Genomic DNA, 17,539 nt, shown 5'->3' on the forward strand with positions numbered 1-17,539 from the left:
CTCCCCCATATCTGTTAGACTTTTCCTAGATCAGACTGAAGCGATGATCCGGATCAAAACCCGGCCAATGCTCAACGAGCGTATCCGTATTCCCTCTAAAATAAATGCTCCCATCCCGTGTCATCCACAGGACGTCATGCCGATCGTAATGTCGGTTTAACCAGCCCACGGCTTCGGCACTTCCCAGAATGCATACCGTCTTGGCAATGATCTCGCATTGCGAAGCATGCTGTCCCATAACGGTACACTGCAATACGTCCGTATCTGCCGACTCCATCGTCCGGGGGTCAATGAGGTGGTGTGCAAAGCTTCCATCCGTATTCTGCCATTGTCTGCGGGAAATACCCGAAGTGGCAACAGCTCCTCGCTGTAAGCGAACCGTACCTGACGCATCCCCCTGGCCTTGCAAAGGGTCTGCTACTTTAAAGGTCCACTGGGGATAGTCCGGTGTACCCCATACCTGAATATCTCCACCCGCGTTAATTAAACCCGCCGGGATATGCAATGTTCGCTGCAACCAGTCCGCAATGCGCTCCACCGCCCATCCCTTAACGATCCCTCCCAGATCCAACTCAGCTCCAGGGTCCAGATGAACCATCCGGCTACCTTCCCGCTGAATCCATCCCGGACGACTGTGATCATGCCGATCCTCCATCATTCCTGAACTGTCAGTTGTTCTTGTTCGCAAAATGCGTTGAAGCAGCGGACGTTGCAGTTGTCGTTGTTGCACCTTCTCGAAGCTTATATCATATCCCGAAGCCTGAAGAGCCTGCGAGATACCCGGTTGGAAAATTCCTTCAGTCAGACCAATATATCCATAGGCCAGACTCAGCACTTCATCCATCGCAGCGGAGATGGGTATCCATCCGGTTGCATGATTCAGACGATTCAGTTCACTGTCTGCCACAAATCGGCTGAAGCGCTGCTCCTGCGTCTCAAACCAATTCTTGACCACGGTGGTTGCATGTTCAGCTTCTTCCCGCCCAGCGGACAGTTGCACTTCAACATCTGTGTTCATCGCACGGAATTGAAATCGGAGCGGACGAGCGACTTGCTCCGTGCGGCTCATGATGCACCTGTACGTGACTGATAGTTGCCACTGCTGTATCCGGGGTCTGTACCCTGGTTATTTTGCCCGATACGCTGAGAATCTGAATAATTATCCTTGTTACTCACGCTCTGATCTGGCCGAGCTGCTTGTGTGCTATCGGTTGTTCCATTATATTGACTATCATTATTGTCATTGTCCTGCGTGTTCCAGTTGTTGCTGTCCGTTGTACTGCTGATCCATTCGTCCATCACATCATCATGCGTATCCACCTGGCTTGAAGCAGTAACACTTGTATCTGTGCCATTTGCTGCTGCATAGGCCACATCAAAGGCATCCGAAGTTCTTACATATTGAAAGAGTGCAGCCACAGTCAACGTTGCTGCCGCTGAAGCTTGCCATTTTCTCCATTGATTCCGTTTTCTTCTGGTCATCGCTCTTCCCTGCTTTCTTTAGGGTGTGTCTCAAGACACGCCCTAGCGAAGTTCATAGATGTATGATAAGCGCGCTGGCTTAAAAATAGATGAATGAACCGTTAAGAGAGGCTAAAAAGACCCCGAACAGGTGAGTTTCCTGTCCCGAGTCCCTATATAAGATCGCATTATCATTTCATATCGATATCAATTATTCCATTTAGATTTGAAAATAGAACGTGCCATCCGGTTGCTGCTCTTGCTTCACTACTTCGCGCCGAATTAACTCCTGCAAATGAGCCAACGTCTCACTCATGGCAAACCTTAGTTGATGGGTACCAAGCCGATTGCCAAACATGTGTACACAGATGTCATACGCATTCGCTGATGACTCCTGAATTCGCTCTGCCAGCTTCTGAAGTCGTTCTTCATGGTGTACGAGCAGTTGGACGGTCCGTTCGTTAAATGTGGAAAAAGGATTCCGATGTCCCGGATACGCATGCTTGACGTTCAGCTCCCCAAGACGTTCCAATCCTTCCATATAAGACAATAATGGCTGAGGGTCACTGCCGGGTTGCAGACTGATATTCGGTGAAATCTGTGGCAAAACGGCATCTCCGCACAGAATCTCCATCGACTCCGGCGCATAAAAGGATAAATGGCCTGGGGCATGCCCACCCGTCTCCACAGCAACCCAACGTTTCCCGCCCATATCGATCCACTCACCGTCTTCAATGGGAGTCACCTTCGGAAGTGGTGTGATCTGCGAAGTAAATGCCTTCATATGTTCATGTATCTGCTCAGTCTTGTCTTCCGGCATACCGTGACAACCATAATAATCAGGTAAGATTGTATTAATGCGCGAATCAGATCCCCACATATAATCAGCCTCTTGGCGAGAACGTGTGGACATGCGAACGGGTGCACCCGTCATCTGTTGTATCCATCCCGACAACCCAAGGTGGTCCGGGTGATGGTGGGTCAGCACAATTTGATGAATATCGCTAAAGGTCAGGCCGAGATCTGCCAGCGCTTCTTCCCACTCCTGTTCCGTCTGCGAATTACGCGGTCCCGGATCTATGATAGTGATCGTTCCATCCGGTTCAGACAACACATAACTGTTCACCCATCTTAAGGGAAACGACATGCTGATCTTGACCCGGTGTATGCCCTCTGTCATGGGCATCTCTTCTGTGCGCTTCATGTTATCCCCCTTCCAGACTGTCCCTGTTCACTCCACAGGACGACGACCCACAAAAATCATGCGTGGAGAAGTCTGCTCGTCATATTTCTCTTCATCATAGCCGCCATGTACCTGGTCTACCCGGAGTCCGGCGGCACTTAACATCTGACTCAGTTGATCCCGTGTGTACAACTTCACACGCTCCTGATATACCCGCGGTTCATGTCCGGATGCGGTATCCGTAATACGAATTTCCTTTTGCACAAACCCATCCTCAATCTTGCGGAACTCCTCAATCCGCTGTCCTTCATCCTCTCGGACGGAGTGCGGCACCAGATGACGAGTCACATAAGCCGTATTCATAAAATCAATAATATAGCTGCCACCCGGGCGAAGCATGCGATGAATGGCACGTAATACTTTCAGTTGTTCTCCGTCCTCCAGGAAATAACCAAACGATGTAAACAGATTGACTACGGCATCAAAGCCACCTTTCAGTGGGAGTTCACGCATGTCCGCAAGACACCACGATACTCGGTGTTCAGTGTCCATTAGACGCGCTTCGCGTAAAAGCACATCGGACAGATCAACTCCGGTCACTCGCAATCCTGCATCAGCAAGTGCCATGGAGTGCCGTCCCATACCGCAGCATAGATCTAATACTTCAGCATTAGGCTCAAGCTTCAACCAATTGATCATTTTATGTACTTCCTGATGGGCACCCTGCACATCCCGGTGCTTGTATACGAGAAGGTAATCTTCTCCAAAACTCTTTTCATACCATTCCGTCATCCAATCTCGCCCTCCACTTGGTCACTGGCTCTCTATCTGTAGTACGCTATGTACAAGCCTGATCATTTCCCCTAGCTTTAATGTATTGTACCGTCTTTATTCTGCAAACTCAAAAAATCCCAGTGATTTTCCGACATTGAACAGCCAAAATGCACACGATATAATGTTAGACATATGCCTGCAAATCGGTTAATTATAAGCAACAGGAGGTGTTCTTATGATTCACATCGGACTTACCGGATGGGGGGATCAGGAAGATCTCTATCCAAACCGTACCAAAGCCAAAGACAAGCTCAGTCTATACGGACAATACTTCTCCACCGTGGAGGTGGATAGTTCCTTCTACGCCGTTCAACCCCGGGATCGAATGGCACGGTGGGCTGCAGAGACGCCCGAATCCTTTGCTTTTATCATCAAAGCCTATCAGGGAATGACCGGACATCTGCGAGGCAAACCCTACTTCACCAGCACGTCGGAGATGTATAAGGCTTTTCGGGAATCACTGGAACCCGTCATTGAAGCTGGCAAGATGCAGGCAGCCTTGTTTCAATATCCACCTTGGTTTGAGTGCAATAAGGACAACGTCAAAGAGCTTCGTGAAGTGAAACTCAGAATGGAAGGTATTCCATGTGCACTCGAATTCCGTCATCGCAGCTGGTATGAAGATGGCATGCGCGAGCGGACGCTTTCGTTCATGAAGGAGCAAGGCTGGATTCATAGTGTCTGTGACGAACCTCAGGCGGGTTTAGGTTCCATTCCTATCGTGCCAGAGGCCACGGATTCGGAGATGACACTGGTTCGCATGCACGGACGCAACGTGTCAGGCTGGCATCAGAATGGTGCGCCCAATTGGCGCGAGACCCGTTACCTGTACCGTTACAACAAGGAAGAGTTGTTGGAGTGGAGAGATTATCTGGAGCAATTGCAGGAGCAGAGCAAGGATGTCTATGTTATTTTCAACAACAACTCCGGTGGCGATGCAGCGGCGAATGCCCAGATGATGATGGACCTGCTGGACCAGCCGGTGAAGCCTTTTCCTGACCGTACTGAACCAGAACAGGAAGAAGGACCGGAGCAGCTGGAGTTATTTTAATGTATGCTAAAAACAGAGTTATTCATATTATTAGGTGAAGGTAAGTGTATTTATCATTGTTATCATGCTATCAAATTCGGGATTGGAATAACACTAAAAAGCGGCAAGCCTGAGGGCATTGCCGCTTTCTTTAGCTGGTAATCTACCTAATAGAAGGCTATCCACATACATTCGTTTCGTTGCGTCAATTATCAACGCTGCGCGGCTGTAACCGAAGAATCGATATGCGCCTCACGGAGCTGCTGATTCATTTTATGCACTTCAATGCCAGCCAAGAGCACAATGCCAATTCCATGGGTATCGTTCAGATTCCACCCCAGATCATCGCGATAATACAAGGCTGTAAACGAGTACCCGGAACCGCGACATACCCCGTATATATTACCTTTATAGTCAATCGACAAACGTGTCATGCCTTCCCATCCTTTGCGTACTGCCTCCAGATAAGGCTCCGGTTGTTCTAACCAACCTTCCCGAATTCCACGGGCATAGGCGTAGATGAACATTGAAGTACAGGAGGTTTCTTCATACGAATCCGGCCGGTTTAGCACCTGATGCCAAAGTCCATTTTCCCCTTGCAGCGCCAGATAACCTTGACTTAGATCACGATAGAAACGTAACAGTTCCGGCCGTTTCACATGATCATGTGGCAGGATGGATAACAATTCGGTTAATGAAAAGAGCACCCAGCCGTTCCCGCGTCCCCACGGAATGCCTGTCGCCCGACCACGCACAAAATCATACACATGGGACATGATCTGTTGTTCGGGAAGGTAGAGATACTTACGGAACATCAGGAACTGATTGATCGCATCATCCCAGTACGCCCTATCTCCTGTCAACTGACCATAACGCATCAGAAAAGGTGTACTCATGTACAAGTCATCACACCACATCGTCTCTTGACGCATCTCCCCACTGCCGCGAACCCGGTAAAAGGCGCCATCCTCCAGACGTTCCTGCTCATCCGTAATGTAGCCCGCAATCCGATCCGCGGTATCTCTTCCCCCACGAATATCGCCCAACTCCATCGCAGCAAGCAGTGTAGAGCCAAACGAACCACAATCATCCAGACTGTCTATCGCAGACAGTTGATTATTGATTCCTGCCGCACCATACCCTTCCCGATCCCATAAGCCGTAGCGATCAAATGAAGTGCTCAGTTCAATATGTTGCCGCACATACTGAATGTAATCATCCCGCCCCAATTCCTGTCCCATCTGGAGAAGTCCAAGCAGGGTAACGCCAAGCGGATAATTCCACTTTCCGTAATGTGTATTCTCCAGATAGGGACGAACATGCGTATCGGGAAGATCTGCACGCCAATACACACCTTGTGCGCCATCATCAAATACGGTATCTGTTCGCACGATGTCGGCGTGCGATGGTTCAGCACCGGGAGCAAACACACCTGTGTACAGCCAGGGATCAGAGCACCCCGCAACCGGATGAGGAGGTTTCAATCTCCAGCCTGTGGAACCCGAACGCTCGGCATCTTCCAACTGGAATCCCCATGAACCGCCAACTGCCTGAATTTCACCTTTCGCGACCAAATCAGATGAACCGTAACGGCGCGGGAGTTCAACGTGAAAATTACCACTACCTCCAGCAGAGTATACTTCCGTGCCATCCACATACAGAGTCAAAGCTCCATCATGACGGCCTTGTAAAATAACTGACGTTGATCCTGGCAAGGTTACATTCAGTTTGGACCACGCATAGGCAACAGCCCGTTGTTCGGTACCAAAGATGCGGGCAAAAGAACCCATGCTCTGCTCCTCAACTGTCCAGTCCCTTCGCGGATACCAGGAAAGGCCAGTTTCTTCTTCTGTCATGCCGTCACGAGGAAGAGATAATACAGGTTCATCGACGGGTTCCGAATATAACCAGCCCTCCTGTCCTTGACGATCTGCCCCAGGAGTGAGGAAGTGCAGCGGGAAATTTTTGAAAGAGGCTGTTCCGTAGATACCGCCGAATCCCACTTCTGTTTTGACAAAACATAGCAACACATCATTCCAGCCATAGTTAACGGAAATTGGAATCTGGGTTCTTCGCTCAGGAAATAACTCCTGCAACAACTCGGACTTGAATACCTCTTCGCCGTTCACGTAGATCGTCACCGGACTATAACAGTTCAGGCCTGTATTTAACGTTGTATTCTGCTCGCTCCATAACTTGCCCCATACATACACGTACTGCCCTGCATGCGCCTCTGCACATTTCTCATTCAGATTCAGGTCGTAGCGATAGTCCCCAAGTCTACGAAAACCACCCTGATGATAAGCTCTGAACAAAAAGGAATGTTTCGGATGATCACCAATATAACGCTGAGCCACCGTTGTCAATATATCCGGAATTGAATCGTACACCTTGCCTGCAATCGCCTCGTTCTCATGAAAATAACGAATGATCGTCAGCTCCCTTCCTTATACCTTGATTCGTTCGCTTAACCGCAATGTCTCTCCGCCCTGCACTTCAACAACCTGTTGATCTGCCGTGAACCAAACCGGGATGGCAGACGGATTATGGATGATGGATCGATCGGCTGAACACTCCAATCGTTGCACCGCTTTCCAATAGGCAATCACTTCGATGTTCGTCGCGTACCAGATATCGTCCCTGCCGCCAATCTGCTCACCAAACTGTTCGATGATCTCCCAGTTGTCGTTGTCATTGAACTCATAACTGTGGCCCCAGACGTAGAGTAACAGTGGCGTACCTGTTTTGGAATGTTGGATAAAACGTTCAGCATGCCCCGCCAGATCATGGTTATGATGACACGTCGGATGCCATTCAAGCGGCCGATCTGGCAATGTGTATCTGCCGTGTGATTCAACGGTACGGGCATAATCAATGCCAAGCCACTCCAGCTTTGTACTTAACGCACGGTCGTACCCTCCGTTGGGATAAGCCATGCCTCGTACCGGATAACCGACGAGCTGCTCCAATGCTTTTCGGTCTTCGATAATCTCTTCGGTCAATAGTTCATTCGGAACATAAGGCAGCGTAGGGTGAGTAACCGTATGAACGGCCACTTCATGACCCGCATACAGTTCAGCAACTTCCCCCGCCTCAATGCGGCCTGGATTACCCAGGGTACCGGAGTTCAGATTAAAGGTTCCCCGTAGACCATACCGATTACAGATCTCCACCAGTCTGCGATCATGCACCACTCCGTCGTCATAACTGAGCGTTAACGCTTTCATCACACCACCTGGATAGCGGTCAAACTGAATACGATGTCCCATCCCTTACTTCCACTCCTTTATCCTAATTCTTCAACAGGTACATGACCTGCATCCTGTAATCGATGATGTTCCGAATCAAAATACGTACCTTCCAGCAGACCGATCAATGTGTTGGTAATCCGCACTTCAATGTCGTTGTCTCCCGGACGCAACCAGGAGGCCTCTCCCTTCCAGCGATACGGAGACCAGCATCTCACACCCAGACTATGTCCGTTCACCCGCACTTCTACCACATCCTGCACACGCCAATCGCTAAATTCCAGTTCAAACGAGGTAATATCTTCCCCTGGCTCATCCAGCCAGAACGTGCGTTTATAACTCATTTCCCCGGCAAAATAGGGATACAGCGGCTGCGGTTCAGGTCCGATACGAAGGGCCGTGTCCGACTCCCGTACAAGCGAAGTCATGCCTTCATGATGGAACTCCACGCCGAATCTTCCCTGTAGATACAGGGGATCCACGATGCCATCCTCATCTTTCGTTACCTGCACACTCACCGTCATTTCGTTAAGACCGCTGTGCAGCAGCTCTGTAATATCACAAGCGATATTATTGTGGTCGGTTATTTCAATTGGATCGAATTGTTCCTTTTCAAGCAGATGCCCATTAATCTCCATCGACCAAGTGCCCGAGATCGCCGCTCTGTCCATGAATAAAAGGCATGCAAGCAATGCCGTTCTCAGCTCAAATGTGGTCGTATAACGGCACTCGATCGGGTAAGCGACGGATGCCTTTTTCGGTGTGCCAAACACCTGATTAAACTGGACTGGCAGATGCTGCTGCTCCGATAATTCTGCCGCCTGATCAATAAACGGTTTTACAGCTACATGCTGGCTTTCCAGAATCACACCATTAGCATTGGAAGCCTGAAGATGGAATTGTCCCATTCGCAAAATGTTAGGCTGCACCGTTTCCAGTCGCCATGGCCCTTCCGAAGGGACCATGATCTTACGGGCCTGATTAGCTCCTGCCGATACAGCCGTTACGAACCCCGAACCGGTTTTGTCTGTTACATCCACCTTCGTTGTTAATGCCTCTTCCTTCGCAGGTTGTAAAGTAAGACGAACAGCATGTGCTTCATAAGGCGCCAGCGTAAGTGAAATACAACATTCCCCGCCACTGCTCGTATACGGTAATGTCTGAAGCTGTCCTGTCTCCAGATCAAGTCGTTCTGCCACCAGACAAGCACCCTCTGTCTGCTCCGTTCCATCCCACAGCTGTCTGGCGACCAGCTTCAATTGACCCTTCAGGTCCTGACCCTCCTGATTGGTCAAAAAAACCATGTGCTCTCCAGCCGACAATTGACGGGTGTGCATCAACAGGGAGGCGCTCTCCTCCTCCATAATCCAGCAGATGGGTTCGGGCAACACCTGATCGAGCAGGAGAGAGATCAGCTCCAGCGAAAAGTCATCTCCCTGCCCCGTTCCTGCGGGTAGAAAATAAGCATTCCCCTCACCTTGATGCCACATGGTTTCACGGTTATCGTGACCCGTGTCCCCTCCACGGCCCCAGTACACCTCTTGCGGCTGCTCGCCCGCACCAAAGAACTGGGTAGCTTCATCTCCCTCCGGACTTCCCGGCTGAATCGCAATATGTGGAGGCATCCCAACAGAAATGACGGTCCCTCCCTGATGAACGAATCGCTTCACCTGTTCCCAGGCCGCGGCCTCCAGATTCAGCATCGGTGGCAGAATCAGTACGTCATAACGGGCAACGCCGATCTGAATGATGCCATCCGTTAAGTCAGCTTCCGCCAACAACTCGGGATCAAGGTGATCATAGTCACGTCTGTTTTCGAGCAGATGGGTAGTAATCCGCATCCAGTCCTTCGTTAGACGATTCAGTTGCACCCGTTCTGCTTCGTCTTCGCCGCTATACTCAAATCCATGCAGCGGATTACCCATCAGACTCCAGAATGTCGTCGTTGGGTCAAGCACGGCAATACGAATATCTGCTGCTCCGGTGCTCATGAGATAGCTCAAACGTCCGGTATAATCCCCCAACTGCCGGAAATGCTTCCAGTAGGGATTCTGTAAAAATTGAGATGGCGGTGCATCATGCTTTGCCAGCCCACCAATCGTATAGAAAAAGGCGTGAAAGTTATAAAAATTGGTGCCCATGGCGGCCATGCGATCAATCATCCACTTGGCATCCTGTAGCGTCATGGACCAGCCTACACTGTGAAAACATTCAATCAGATTGCGGCTTCGGCCCAATTGCCGGGCAAGCGAACTGACCATCTTGGGATTGTCACGCATCTTTTGGCCATATCGTTCCAGAATCCACGATAAGGATCGTCCAATTTTCTCATGGGCCGAATCACCACCTGGCATATGGCTGAACAACTGGGTGGTCATCCGTACGCCAGGCACCTCAGCCGCATACTGGATTCCTGCTTCCTCACACCAGTCATGCACCTGTTTGTGATAGGACTCCCTGAGAAGCAGGTGCAGTGACTGGTAATAGTCATACCGAATCCGATGCGCGTCCGGAACATCACCATATAACAGCGCCGGTAGCGAATCGATCAGACTATAACCACAACGCTCGCTGAAATAACGGGGAAGCTGTGGTGACCAGGGGATACGACCCAGCGGTGCAATCTCATCCGAGAACATGCCTTTGATTACGCTTTCAAATTGATTTCCAACCGCTGACTTATAACGCTCATGTGTCAGTTCAATAAAACGGCTCATCGCTTCCTTGTGACAAGGATCAACAAAGTTGCCGTAATATTTGAAATCGTCGATCTCCATTTCTTGAAATATAATCAACTCCCAATCACCCGGGGGAACATCCCACAACAAGCGGAACGCTGTTTGGTAGGTGAAGAACCGCTTGCGGTTATACGATGTGAGTCCTGTCTCCTGATACACCTGGTCCGTCTGGATATTGCCGATTTTGCTGCGCAAGTCAATGGATTCATGCCACAACCGTTTGCCCTGTGCATCCTTGGGAATCGCCTTGGCAACCAAGACTCGTCCCCATGGCAACTCCAGTTCCACAGCTTCTCCGCCCTGAACCACCAGCTGGTGATGTATGAGCTGTCGCTGCTTCGCTTCAGGGAAATCAAGGGTCACTTCCCCGCCAGCCATCCCGCTTGGATATGGATATTCGTCATATAACCATACCTGCATGCCGTGAGCGGCCGCCGCTTCCACTGCAATCCGCACCTTATCAAACCATGCTTCGGAGAGATAGGGAATCTGTAGTCCTTGACGTGGACAGATAAAGAATCCACCTACTCCTTGCACGGCCATCTCAGCCACCTGCCGCTTAATCTGTTCTTCTTCCATATCCCCGTTCCAGAACCAAAAGGGATGGACCCTGTACTGCGCCTCGGGATTTTCAAATGCATCCCCGTTCCACATGTTGCCTTCCTCCCTGCATGTTCAAGAGTGGTCGTTAAACTTTACTAATAACGTTCATTTAAGTTCAAATAGGTTTGTTTCGCTTTGATTATACATCAAAAACCATATTCAGGAAGTCATAATTTCCAGAAAGTTGGATGATTTTTTTGTTCACGGATCAAGCCATTACAGCGATAAAAAAAGCCCGACTGTCCCCGTTACCCTGAAAGCACGGCTGCCGGGCTTTTGCTTATAAGACTACTTCAGTGCAGCGTACAGTTCATTGACTTCTTTCACATAATCGTCTCCGCCGTTGTTCTTCCACAGGGTAACAGCATCTTCGAATCCTTTCTCATCAATCTGACCTACGATATATTTGATCCGTGCATCGTTAATGATATTGTCCAGCTGCGGTCCTTTCTGAGCATAAACATCAGAGATCAGCGGTTCACCAGGATTGGCGATGACAATCTCTTCGTTGGCCTTCTGCACCTGTGCAACCTTTTCACGGACAGGTGTCTGTTGTACGCGAAGCGTTTTGTCCTCGGGAACAAACATCAAAATCTGATTCAAGCCCTGCAGATCGCGGAGAGCAAGCTTGTCAGTGGATGGAATGATATAGTTTTCTTTTTTCTCATACTGCTTGCCTTCCAGTCCATTCCCAAGCAGCGCCTGCAATTCTGGCTCATTGAGTTGATCCAGAAAGCTTAGCACCTTCTTCAGTTCCTCTTCCGTTTTGACACTGCCTTTGGAGATGGCAATCATTCCGGAATATCCGGACGTTGGCATATCCCGCAGCCCCTTCGGACCTTCCATGGCTTGCAGCACATCCACACGTCCTGTCGCATTCGGGTCTTTATCCAGTATTTTCTGGTCCATGCGCTGGGCATTATCTGCCACATCGACCATGACACCCGCTTGCCCATTCACAAATGGGTCAGGCAGTTTCGTTGCATCCATCACGGCAAAGTCTTTGTTCACCAGACCCTCGCTGTAGATCTGACGGAAAAATTTCAGTGCTTCCATGTATTCTGGTGTCTCATGCGCCGGAATCAGACCTCCGCTGCCATCATCTCCCCATTTGTTGGGGGCACCGAACCATACCTGCATGTTATCCCACGGGCCCGTGAATTTGCTGGCTACCAGACCGTACGTATCATCCTTTCCGTTACCGTCCGGGTCATCCTTCGTGAACGCTTTCAATACATTGTAAAATTCATCAATCGTCTTTGGCTCTTCCAGCCCCAGACTCTCCAGCCAGTCCTTACGGATAGTCACCCCATTACGTCCCAGAGGGCGAGCCCGATAAATCCCATACGTTTTGCCATCGATAGAGGCATTATTGGTGATGATTTCATTCATTTGGCTCAGGTTCGGATAGTCCTTCAGATAAGGACCCAGTTCCCAGAACGCTCCGGTTCGTGCCGCATTAATGAAACTTGGAGACTTCCCTAACACCACCATAATCTGAGGCAGCTTTCCCGAGGCCAGTGTAATGTTGAATTTGTCTTCATACGAGCTGCTTGGCACCCACTGCAAGTTCACGTCCACCTTGGTCAGTTCTTCAAGCTTCTGTATGACCGGGCTATTGTCCGGCGGATTCTCCGCTTCAAAGTTCGGTAGCATAATCGTGAGCTGATCGGTGCCACCCGCAGCGGTTCCTGAATCTGCTTTGTCCGTGGAGCATGCGCCCAGAATTGTACTAAGTACCAGTGACGCAGAAAGTAGCAGTGCCCCTTTTTTGAATCCGGTTTTTTGTCCCATACGTTCTCCCCCTTGGCTTTAGCCTTTGATTGAACCTAACATGACACCTTTGGCAAAATGCTTCTGCAAAAACGGATACACCAGCAAAATTGGAATGGTACCTACAACGATCACCGCCATTTTGATCGACTGCTCTGGTGGCTGAACAAAATTGGGGTCCATGTTTGCCATATCTCCGACACTGGCTTGTGAGAGTAACACGATCTGTCTCAGCATGACTTGCAGTGGCCATTTGTCACTGTCGGAAATGTACAGCAGTGCCGAGAAAAAGTTGTTCCAGTGGCCTACGGCGTAGAACAAGGCAAACGTGGCAATGACCGGCTTCGATAAAGGCAGAACGATTCGCCACAGCACCCCGAGATCCGAACAGCCGTCGATGCGGGCCGCTTCCTCCAGCCCGGGCGGCATTTGCTGAAAAAAGTTTTTGACAACTATTAAGTTAAAAGCGCTGATCGCGCCAGGAAGCATAAGGGCCCAGTAGGAATCAAGCAGTCCCAGTCCACGAATGACGAGATACGTTGGAATCATGCCACCGCCAAATAACATCGAGAAAATTACCATGTTCATCATGGCGTTGCGACCCCAAAAGTCACTTCTGGATAGTGGATAAGCCATCGTTAGTGTGAAAAACAGATTGACCAGTGTACCTGCCACCGTGATGAAAATGGAAACACCAATGCTGCGAAAGATCGTGGACGATGAAAAAATATACTCATACGCGCTGAAGGAAAACACCTTCGGAATGAGGAAAAAACTGCGTTCGGTAATCTCGGCTTCCGTTGCGAAAGAATTCCCTATAATATACAGGAACGGAAGGACGGTTAATATGCCCAGAATCCCCAGCATGACGTAATTGAAGATATCAAATACCTTGCCGGCAGGGCTGTTGTATAGACGGCTGTTCATGGGCGCTCCTCCTTAATAAATTCCGGGATGGCCGAATTTTTTCGCAAGTTTATTACTGCCAAGCACCAGGATAATCCCCACCACAGACTTGAATAGCCCAACAGCGGTACTGTAACTGAATGCACCTTGCGTAATCCCTACCGTGTACACATACGTATCAAATACGTCCGCTACATCCCGGTTGAGGGAGTTGGTCATCAGATAGATCTGCTCAAATCCGGTATCGAGGAAGTTCCCCAGTCTGAGAATGAGTAAAATCACTATGGTCGTACGAATGGCTGGAAGCGTGATATGCCACATCCGCCGTAATCGTCCGGCGCCATCCACAATGGAGGCTTCATATTGTTCCGTATCGACACCTGCGAGGGCTGCCAAGAAAATGATTGTGCCCCAACCCATCTCCTTCCACATCATCTGAACAATAATCAGCGGACGGAACGAACCCGGACTGGAGAGTACATCGATAGGCTTGCCTGTAATCCAGGCGATCAGGTCGTATAACACCCCGCCCTGCGGGGTCAGAAACACGTACGTGATACTGGCGATAATCACCATGGATACAAAATGGGGTACATAGACCAGCGTTTGAATCGTTCTTTTGAAGAAAGCGACCCGAATTTCATTTAATAATAAAGCTATAATGATCGGTGCCGGGAAAAAGAAGATAAGATCATACAGAGCAAGAACCAGCGTATTGCGTAATAGTCGAAAGAAGTCTGGATTGGAGAAAAAGTTCGTAAAGTTCTCCAGCCCCACCCAGTTGCTCTCCCGAATGCCAAGGAAAGGCTGGTAATCCTGAAAGGCAATGATGATCCCCCACATGGGCAAGTATTTAAAGATGACAAAGTACAAAAAGCCGGGAAGCACAAGTACATATAACCATTTGTTTCGTTTAATCTGCCTTTTCCAATTGGACTCCTGTTTTAATGGCCTTGTGGCCATATCCGCTTGAGCAGTTGCAGCGCCGTTGGTATTCCAGTCCGTCTTCCCGTTCATCATGTCTCCCCTCCCTCAACGATGTAAGCGTTATCAATTAACCTGATACTCAGACTATACAGCCGATCTTTTTCCAGCAACCTTCATTTTTTGCATACCTCCGGCACACTGGCTGGAAAGCCCGCTATAACGCCATTTTCACAAGAAACTGAACATAACGTAGCAGGTAGAATTGCACATTTTTGCGGGTTTATCTTTCTTTGTATCAGGGTGAAAAAACAAAAAAACGACATCCGCTAAAGCCGGATGCCGGTCAGAAATGACAGACGATAAACGGTTATTGTCCAAACCATTGATCGCGATATTGACTCGGCGTAACTCCCTCCTGTTTCTTGAAAATCCGATTAAAATAACTATGCTGATATCCCACAGCCGCCGCAACATCATTGATTTTCATCGTTGTCTCCCGTAACAATTGCTTCGCCGCCTCCATTCTCACACGTGTCAGATAATCAATAAAATTGATGCCCGATACCTGTTTGAATGCCTTGCTCAGTGCATAGGGTGTCATCTGCTCCGCGTCAGCACAGTTTTCCAGCGAAATGTCGCTGCGGTAATGTGTATCGATGTACAACATCGTTCGTTCCACCACCAGTTTCAGCGGTTCCTGCGATCGTACCTCAACCTCTTGTATATAAGGTATGAATACCTCATTTATCATCCACTGTCTCATTTGTACAGGTTCACGAATACCTGATAAACGTTCATACATGTTGCAACCACCAAACAGCTTATAAGGTGTGACCCCCGTTTGCAACATCATGTGCTGAATACTGCCGAGTAATTGCAGCATCATCTGCTGCACCTGAAATTCGGTACTCCCCGTCCGCGTAATCTCACTCATGAATTGTTCCAGCACACGTTCAGCTTCGTCCTGCTTGCCCAGCCTAATCGCCTGTAGCAACTCACGTTCCAGTCCAAGCGGATAGGAAGCTGCTTCGTTTCTGCGGAAATACGCCTCATCCTCCAGATCGAGTATCTGACTTCCTTCCTCCACACTGCGATATGCCACGGCCTGTTCCATCTCCACGAATCGTCCAGGCAATTCCTGAAGTGAAGCTGCCGGGCGGCTGACCATCAAGGTCACCTTCATTTTGAGTGTTCGTCCAATGACCTCCACTAGCTCCTGTCCCCATAACATCGCTTGTGACTTCACAGGTTCGTCCTGAGGAGCAATCACAAGCATGGCGGAAGACAGGTCATGAAAGTTCATGACACTGATCTGCCTGAAATAATTTTTCGCCACTTCCTGAGTAATATTCACTGCTGCAAAGGTAACTAATCCCGTGTCCTGGCTTCCAAATCTGCCTTGCAGCTGCTCGTACCCCGTAAAATACATCTGCACCAGCAAATACTGCTGGCCCTCCAGCTCAAATCCGAGATGACGCATGCGCTGCTGGAGATCCTGCTCGTTATAGGCATATAGATGTCCCTGCACAAGTTGTAAGACAAAGCTGTCGCGCAGATGAGGAAGTTGCTCCTGCAACTGGCGATGTGCCGTTACACTGCGGGAGGTCAGTTCGTTCCACTGTTGCTCCAGCAGCTCAAACTCGTCCAGCTTCTCATCCGTTGGTGTAGTTTCGTTTCTACCAGGCGTAAGCAGGTGCAGCATCCGTGCTACAGGCGAATAGATGCGGCGGGAAGCAAACCAGGATAACAACAATCCCAGGATGAGACTGCCTGCACTCGCAATGACGATGATCTTGGATACCAGCTTGACGGGCGAAGTGACTGAGGTCAAAGGTGCTGCGGAGACGTACGTCCAGTCCGAATCAATCCGACTCAACGAGCCATACGAGACAGAATAGGTCTGATCCTCATATCGGAACAAGAATGAGCGGCTATCGGCATGCAGGGCCACTTCTTTTTTTAGCTGCTGTTCAAAAGCAGAAGTCTCCCCCGCCGTTCCCGGATTCCCGGTAACCAGTGTGTTGCCTTCCTGATCCATAAGGAACGTTAAACCTTCATCATATGGAGTAAGCGTTTTCAATAAACTGGCGACTTTCTCGTTATCCAACGTAATAATCAGTGCACCAAACGGATTCATGCTCTCCCCCGGAATCTTATGTACAAGAACCAGTGCATTACCTGCATCCATATGCAGTAGACTGTCGTTGGTCGAAGGTTCGGTATCTCTGTTGAGGCTGGAAACCCAGTCTGTCCAGTACACGTGGTTCCCCATGAAAAGGTATCGATCATATGCTTGTACTTTGGCTTCATCGTTCAATTCGGTATAATCCCGATTAAACAAGATTGGCTTCGGCTCCTGCAAATACAGCTGAGCTGACTTGATCAGCGGATGGGAACCTTGTAATACGTATAAGGTAGTCACAATCTCCTGCGTTTCATTGAAATAATACACAAAATCCAGTGTACGTAGTGCATTGCCAAACCTCGGTTCAAAAGCCCAATGGGATAAGTTCATCTCCAGATAAGCCAGCTGGTCGTCCACATTGCGTGCCCGGTTCTCGATCTGGTTCTGATGCATCTGATTGAACTCGGTTTCCATCCGGCCAACAACCTGTTGATACATGACGATACCTGTGATTAGTCCGGGAATGCTGGCAATGAGTAAAATAAGCATCAGGCTGTTTCGATAAAATCGTCCTTTATGCCTTCCTGCCTTCAAATCGGATAAACGCTTGAATCTGCCAAATATTCGATCGCTCCTAGTCGGTTCCATCGCTGCTCACCTGCCTGCTTGCATCGGGTCTGACTGTCATGGAAATTTCCTCAACTCCCCTGA

At 49.3% G+C, this 17,539-nt stretch carries 12 protein-coding genes; 1 reads left to right on the forward strand and 11 read right to left on the reverse strand.

Annotated elements, in window-relative coordinates:
* Positions 1 to 25: 25 nt before the first annotated feature.
* The 4 genes from ACETMN_RS26920 to ACETMN_RS26935 form a co-directional block, all read right to left on the reverse strand.
* Positions 26 to 1,069 carry an FAD:protein FMN transferase gene (locus tag ACETMN_RS26920; RefSeq protein WP_411735371.1) on the reverse strand — a complete coding sequence of 348 codons (1,044 nt, stop codon included), beginning with the start codon at positions 1,067 to 1,069 and terminating at the stop codon, positions 26 to 28.
* Positions 1,066 to 1,482, reverse strand: coding sequence for a hypothetical protein (locus ACETMN_RS26925; RefSeq protein WP_411735372.1), 417 nt, complete (start codon positions 1,480 to 1,482; stop codon positions 1,066 to 1,068). The genes ACETMN_RS26920 and ACETMN_RS26925 overlap by 4 nt, the downstream gene beginning before the upstream one ends.
* A 199-nt stretch (positions 1,483 to 1,681) precedes the next feature.
* Positions 1,682 to 2,665 carry an MBL fold metallo-hydrolase gene (locus ACETMN_RS26930; protein ID WP_411735373.1) on the reverse strand — a complete coding sequence of 328 codons (984 nt, stop codon included), beginning with the start codon at positions 2,663 to 2,665 and terminating at the stop codon, positions 1,682 to 1,684.
* A 27-nt stretch (positions 2,666 to 2,692) separates the two neighbouring features.
* Positions 2,693 to 3,436: a class I SAM-dependent methyltransferase gene (locus ACETMN_RS26935; RefSeq protein WP_105601159.1), complete on the reverse strand. Its 744-nt coding sequence runs from the start codon at positions 3,434 to 3,436 to the stop codon at positions 2,693 to 2,695.
* A gap of 217 nt (positions 3,437 to 3,653) precedes the next feature.
* On the opposite strand from ACETMN_RS26935, the gene ACETMN_RS26940 reads away from it, so the two are divergent.
* Positions 3,654 to 4,529 (forward strand): DUF72 domain-containing protein, encoded by an 876-nt coding sequence (locus ACETMN_RS26940; protein WP_411735374.1) that lies wholly within the window; start codon positions 3,654 to 3,656, stop codon positions 4,527 to 4,529.
* Between the two features lie 191 nt (positions 4,530 to 4,720).
* On the opposite strand, the gene ACETMN_RS26945 is transcribed toward ACETMN_RS26940, so the two are convergent.
* The 7 genes from ACETMN_RS26945 to ACETMN_RS26975 all read right to left on the reverse strand — a co-directional run bounded on the left by ACETMN_RS26945 (position 4,721) and on the right by ACETMN_RS26975 (position 17,476).
* Positions 4,721 to 6,898 (reverse strand): glycoside hydrolase family 105 protein, encoded by a 2,178-nt coding sequence (locus ACETMN_RS26945; RefSeq protein WP_411735375.1) that lies wholly within the window; start codon positions 6,896 to 6,898, stop codon positions 4,721 to 4,723.
* Positions 6,899 to 6,955: 57 nt separating this feature from the next.
* Entirely contained in the window at positions 6,956 to 7,777 is an 822-nt protein-coding gene (locus ACETMN_RS26950; RefSeq protein ID WP_091011828.1) for a polysaccharide deacetylase family protein, read from the reverse strand.
* A 17-nt stretch (positions 7,778 to 7,794) separates the two neighbouring features.
* A complete protein-coding gene (locus ACETMN_RS26955; RefSeq protein ID WP_411735376.1) occupies positions 7,795 to 11,148 on the reverse strand; it encodes a glycosyl hydrolase in 3,354 nt (1,117 codons plus the stop codon).
* Positions 11,149 to 11,385: 237 nt separating this feature from the next.
* A complete protein-coding gene (locus ACETMN_RS26960; protein WP_411735377.1) occupies positions 11,386 to 12,891 on the reverse strand; it encodes an extracellular solute-binding protein in 1,506 nt (501 codons plus the stop codon).
* An 18-nt stretch (positions 12,892 to 12,909) separates the two neighbouring features.
* Entirely contained in the window at positions 12,910 to 13,797 is an 888-nt protein-coding gene (locus ACETMN_RS26965) for a carbohydrate ABC transporter permease (protein WP_210109895.1), read from the reverse strand.
* A gap of 12 nt (positions 13,798 to 13,809) precedes the next feature.
* A complete protein-coding gene (locus ACETMN_RS26970) occupies positions 13,810 to 14,739 on the reverse strand; it encodes an ABC transporter permease (protein ID WP_026081491.1) in 930 nt (309 codons plus the stop codon).
* A 331-nt stretch (positions 14,740 to 15,070) separates the two neighbouring features.
* Positions 15,071 to 17,476 (reverse strand): AraC family transcriptional regulator, encoded by a 2,406-nt coding sequence (locus ACETMN_RS26975; protein WP_411735378.1) that lies wholly within the window; start codon positions 17,474 to 17,476, stop codon positions 15,071 to 15,073.
* Between the last annotated feature and the right edge of the window lie 63 nt (positions 17,477 to 17,539).

This window comes from Paenibacillus sp. M2, from assembly GCF_046713495.1.
GTDB lineage: Bacteria > Bacillota > Bacilli > Paenibacillales > Paenibacillaceae > Paenibacillus > Paenibacillus amylolyticus_B.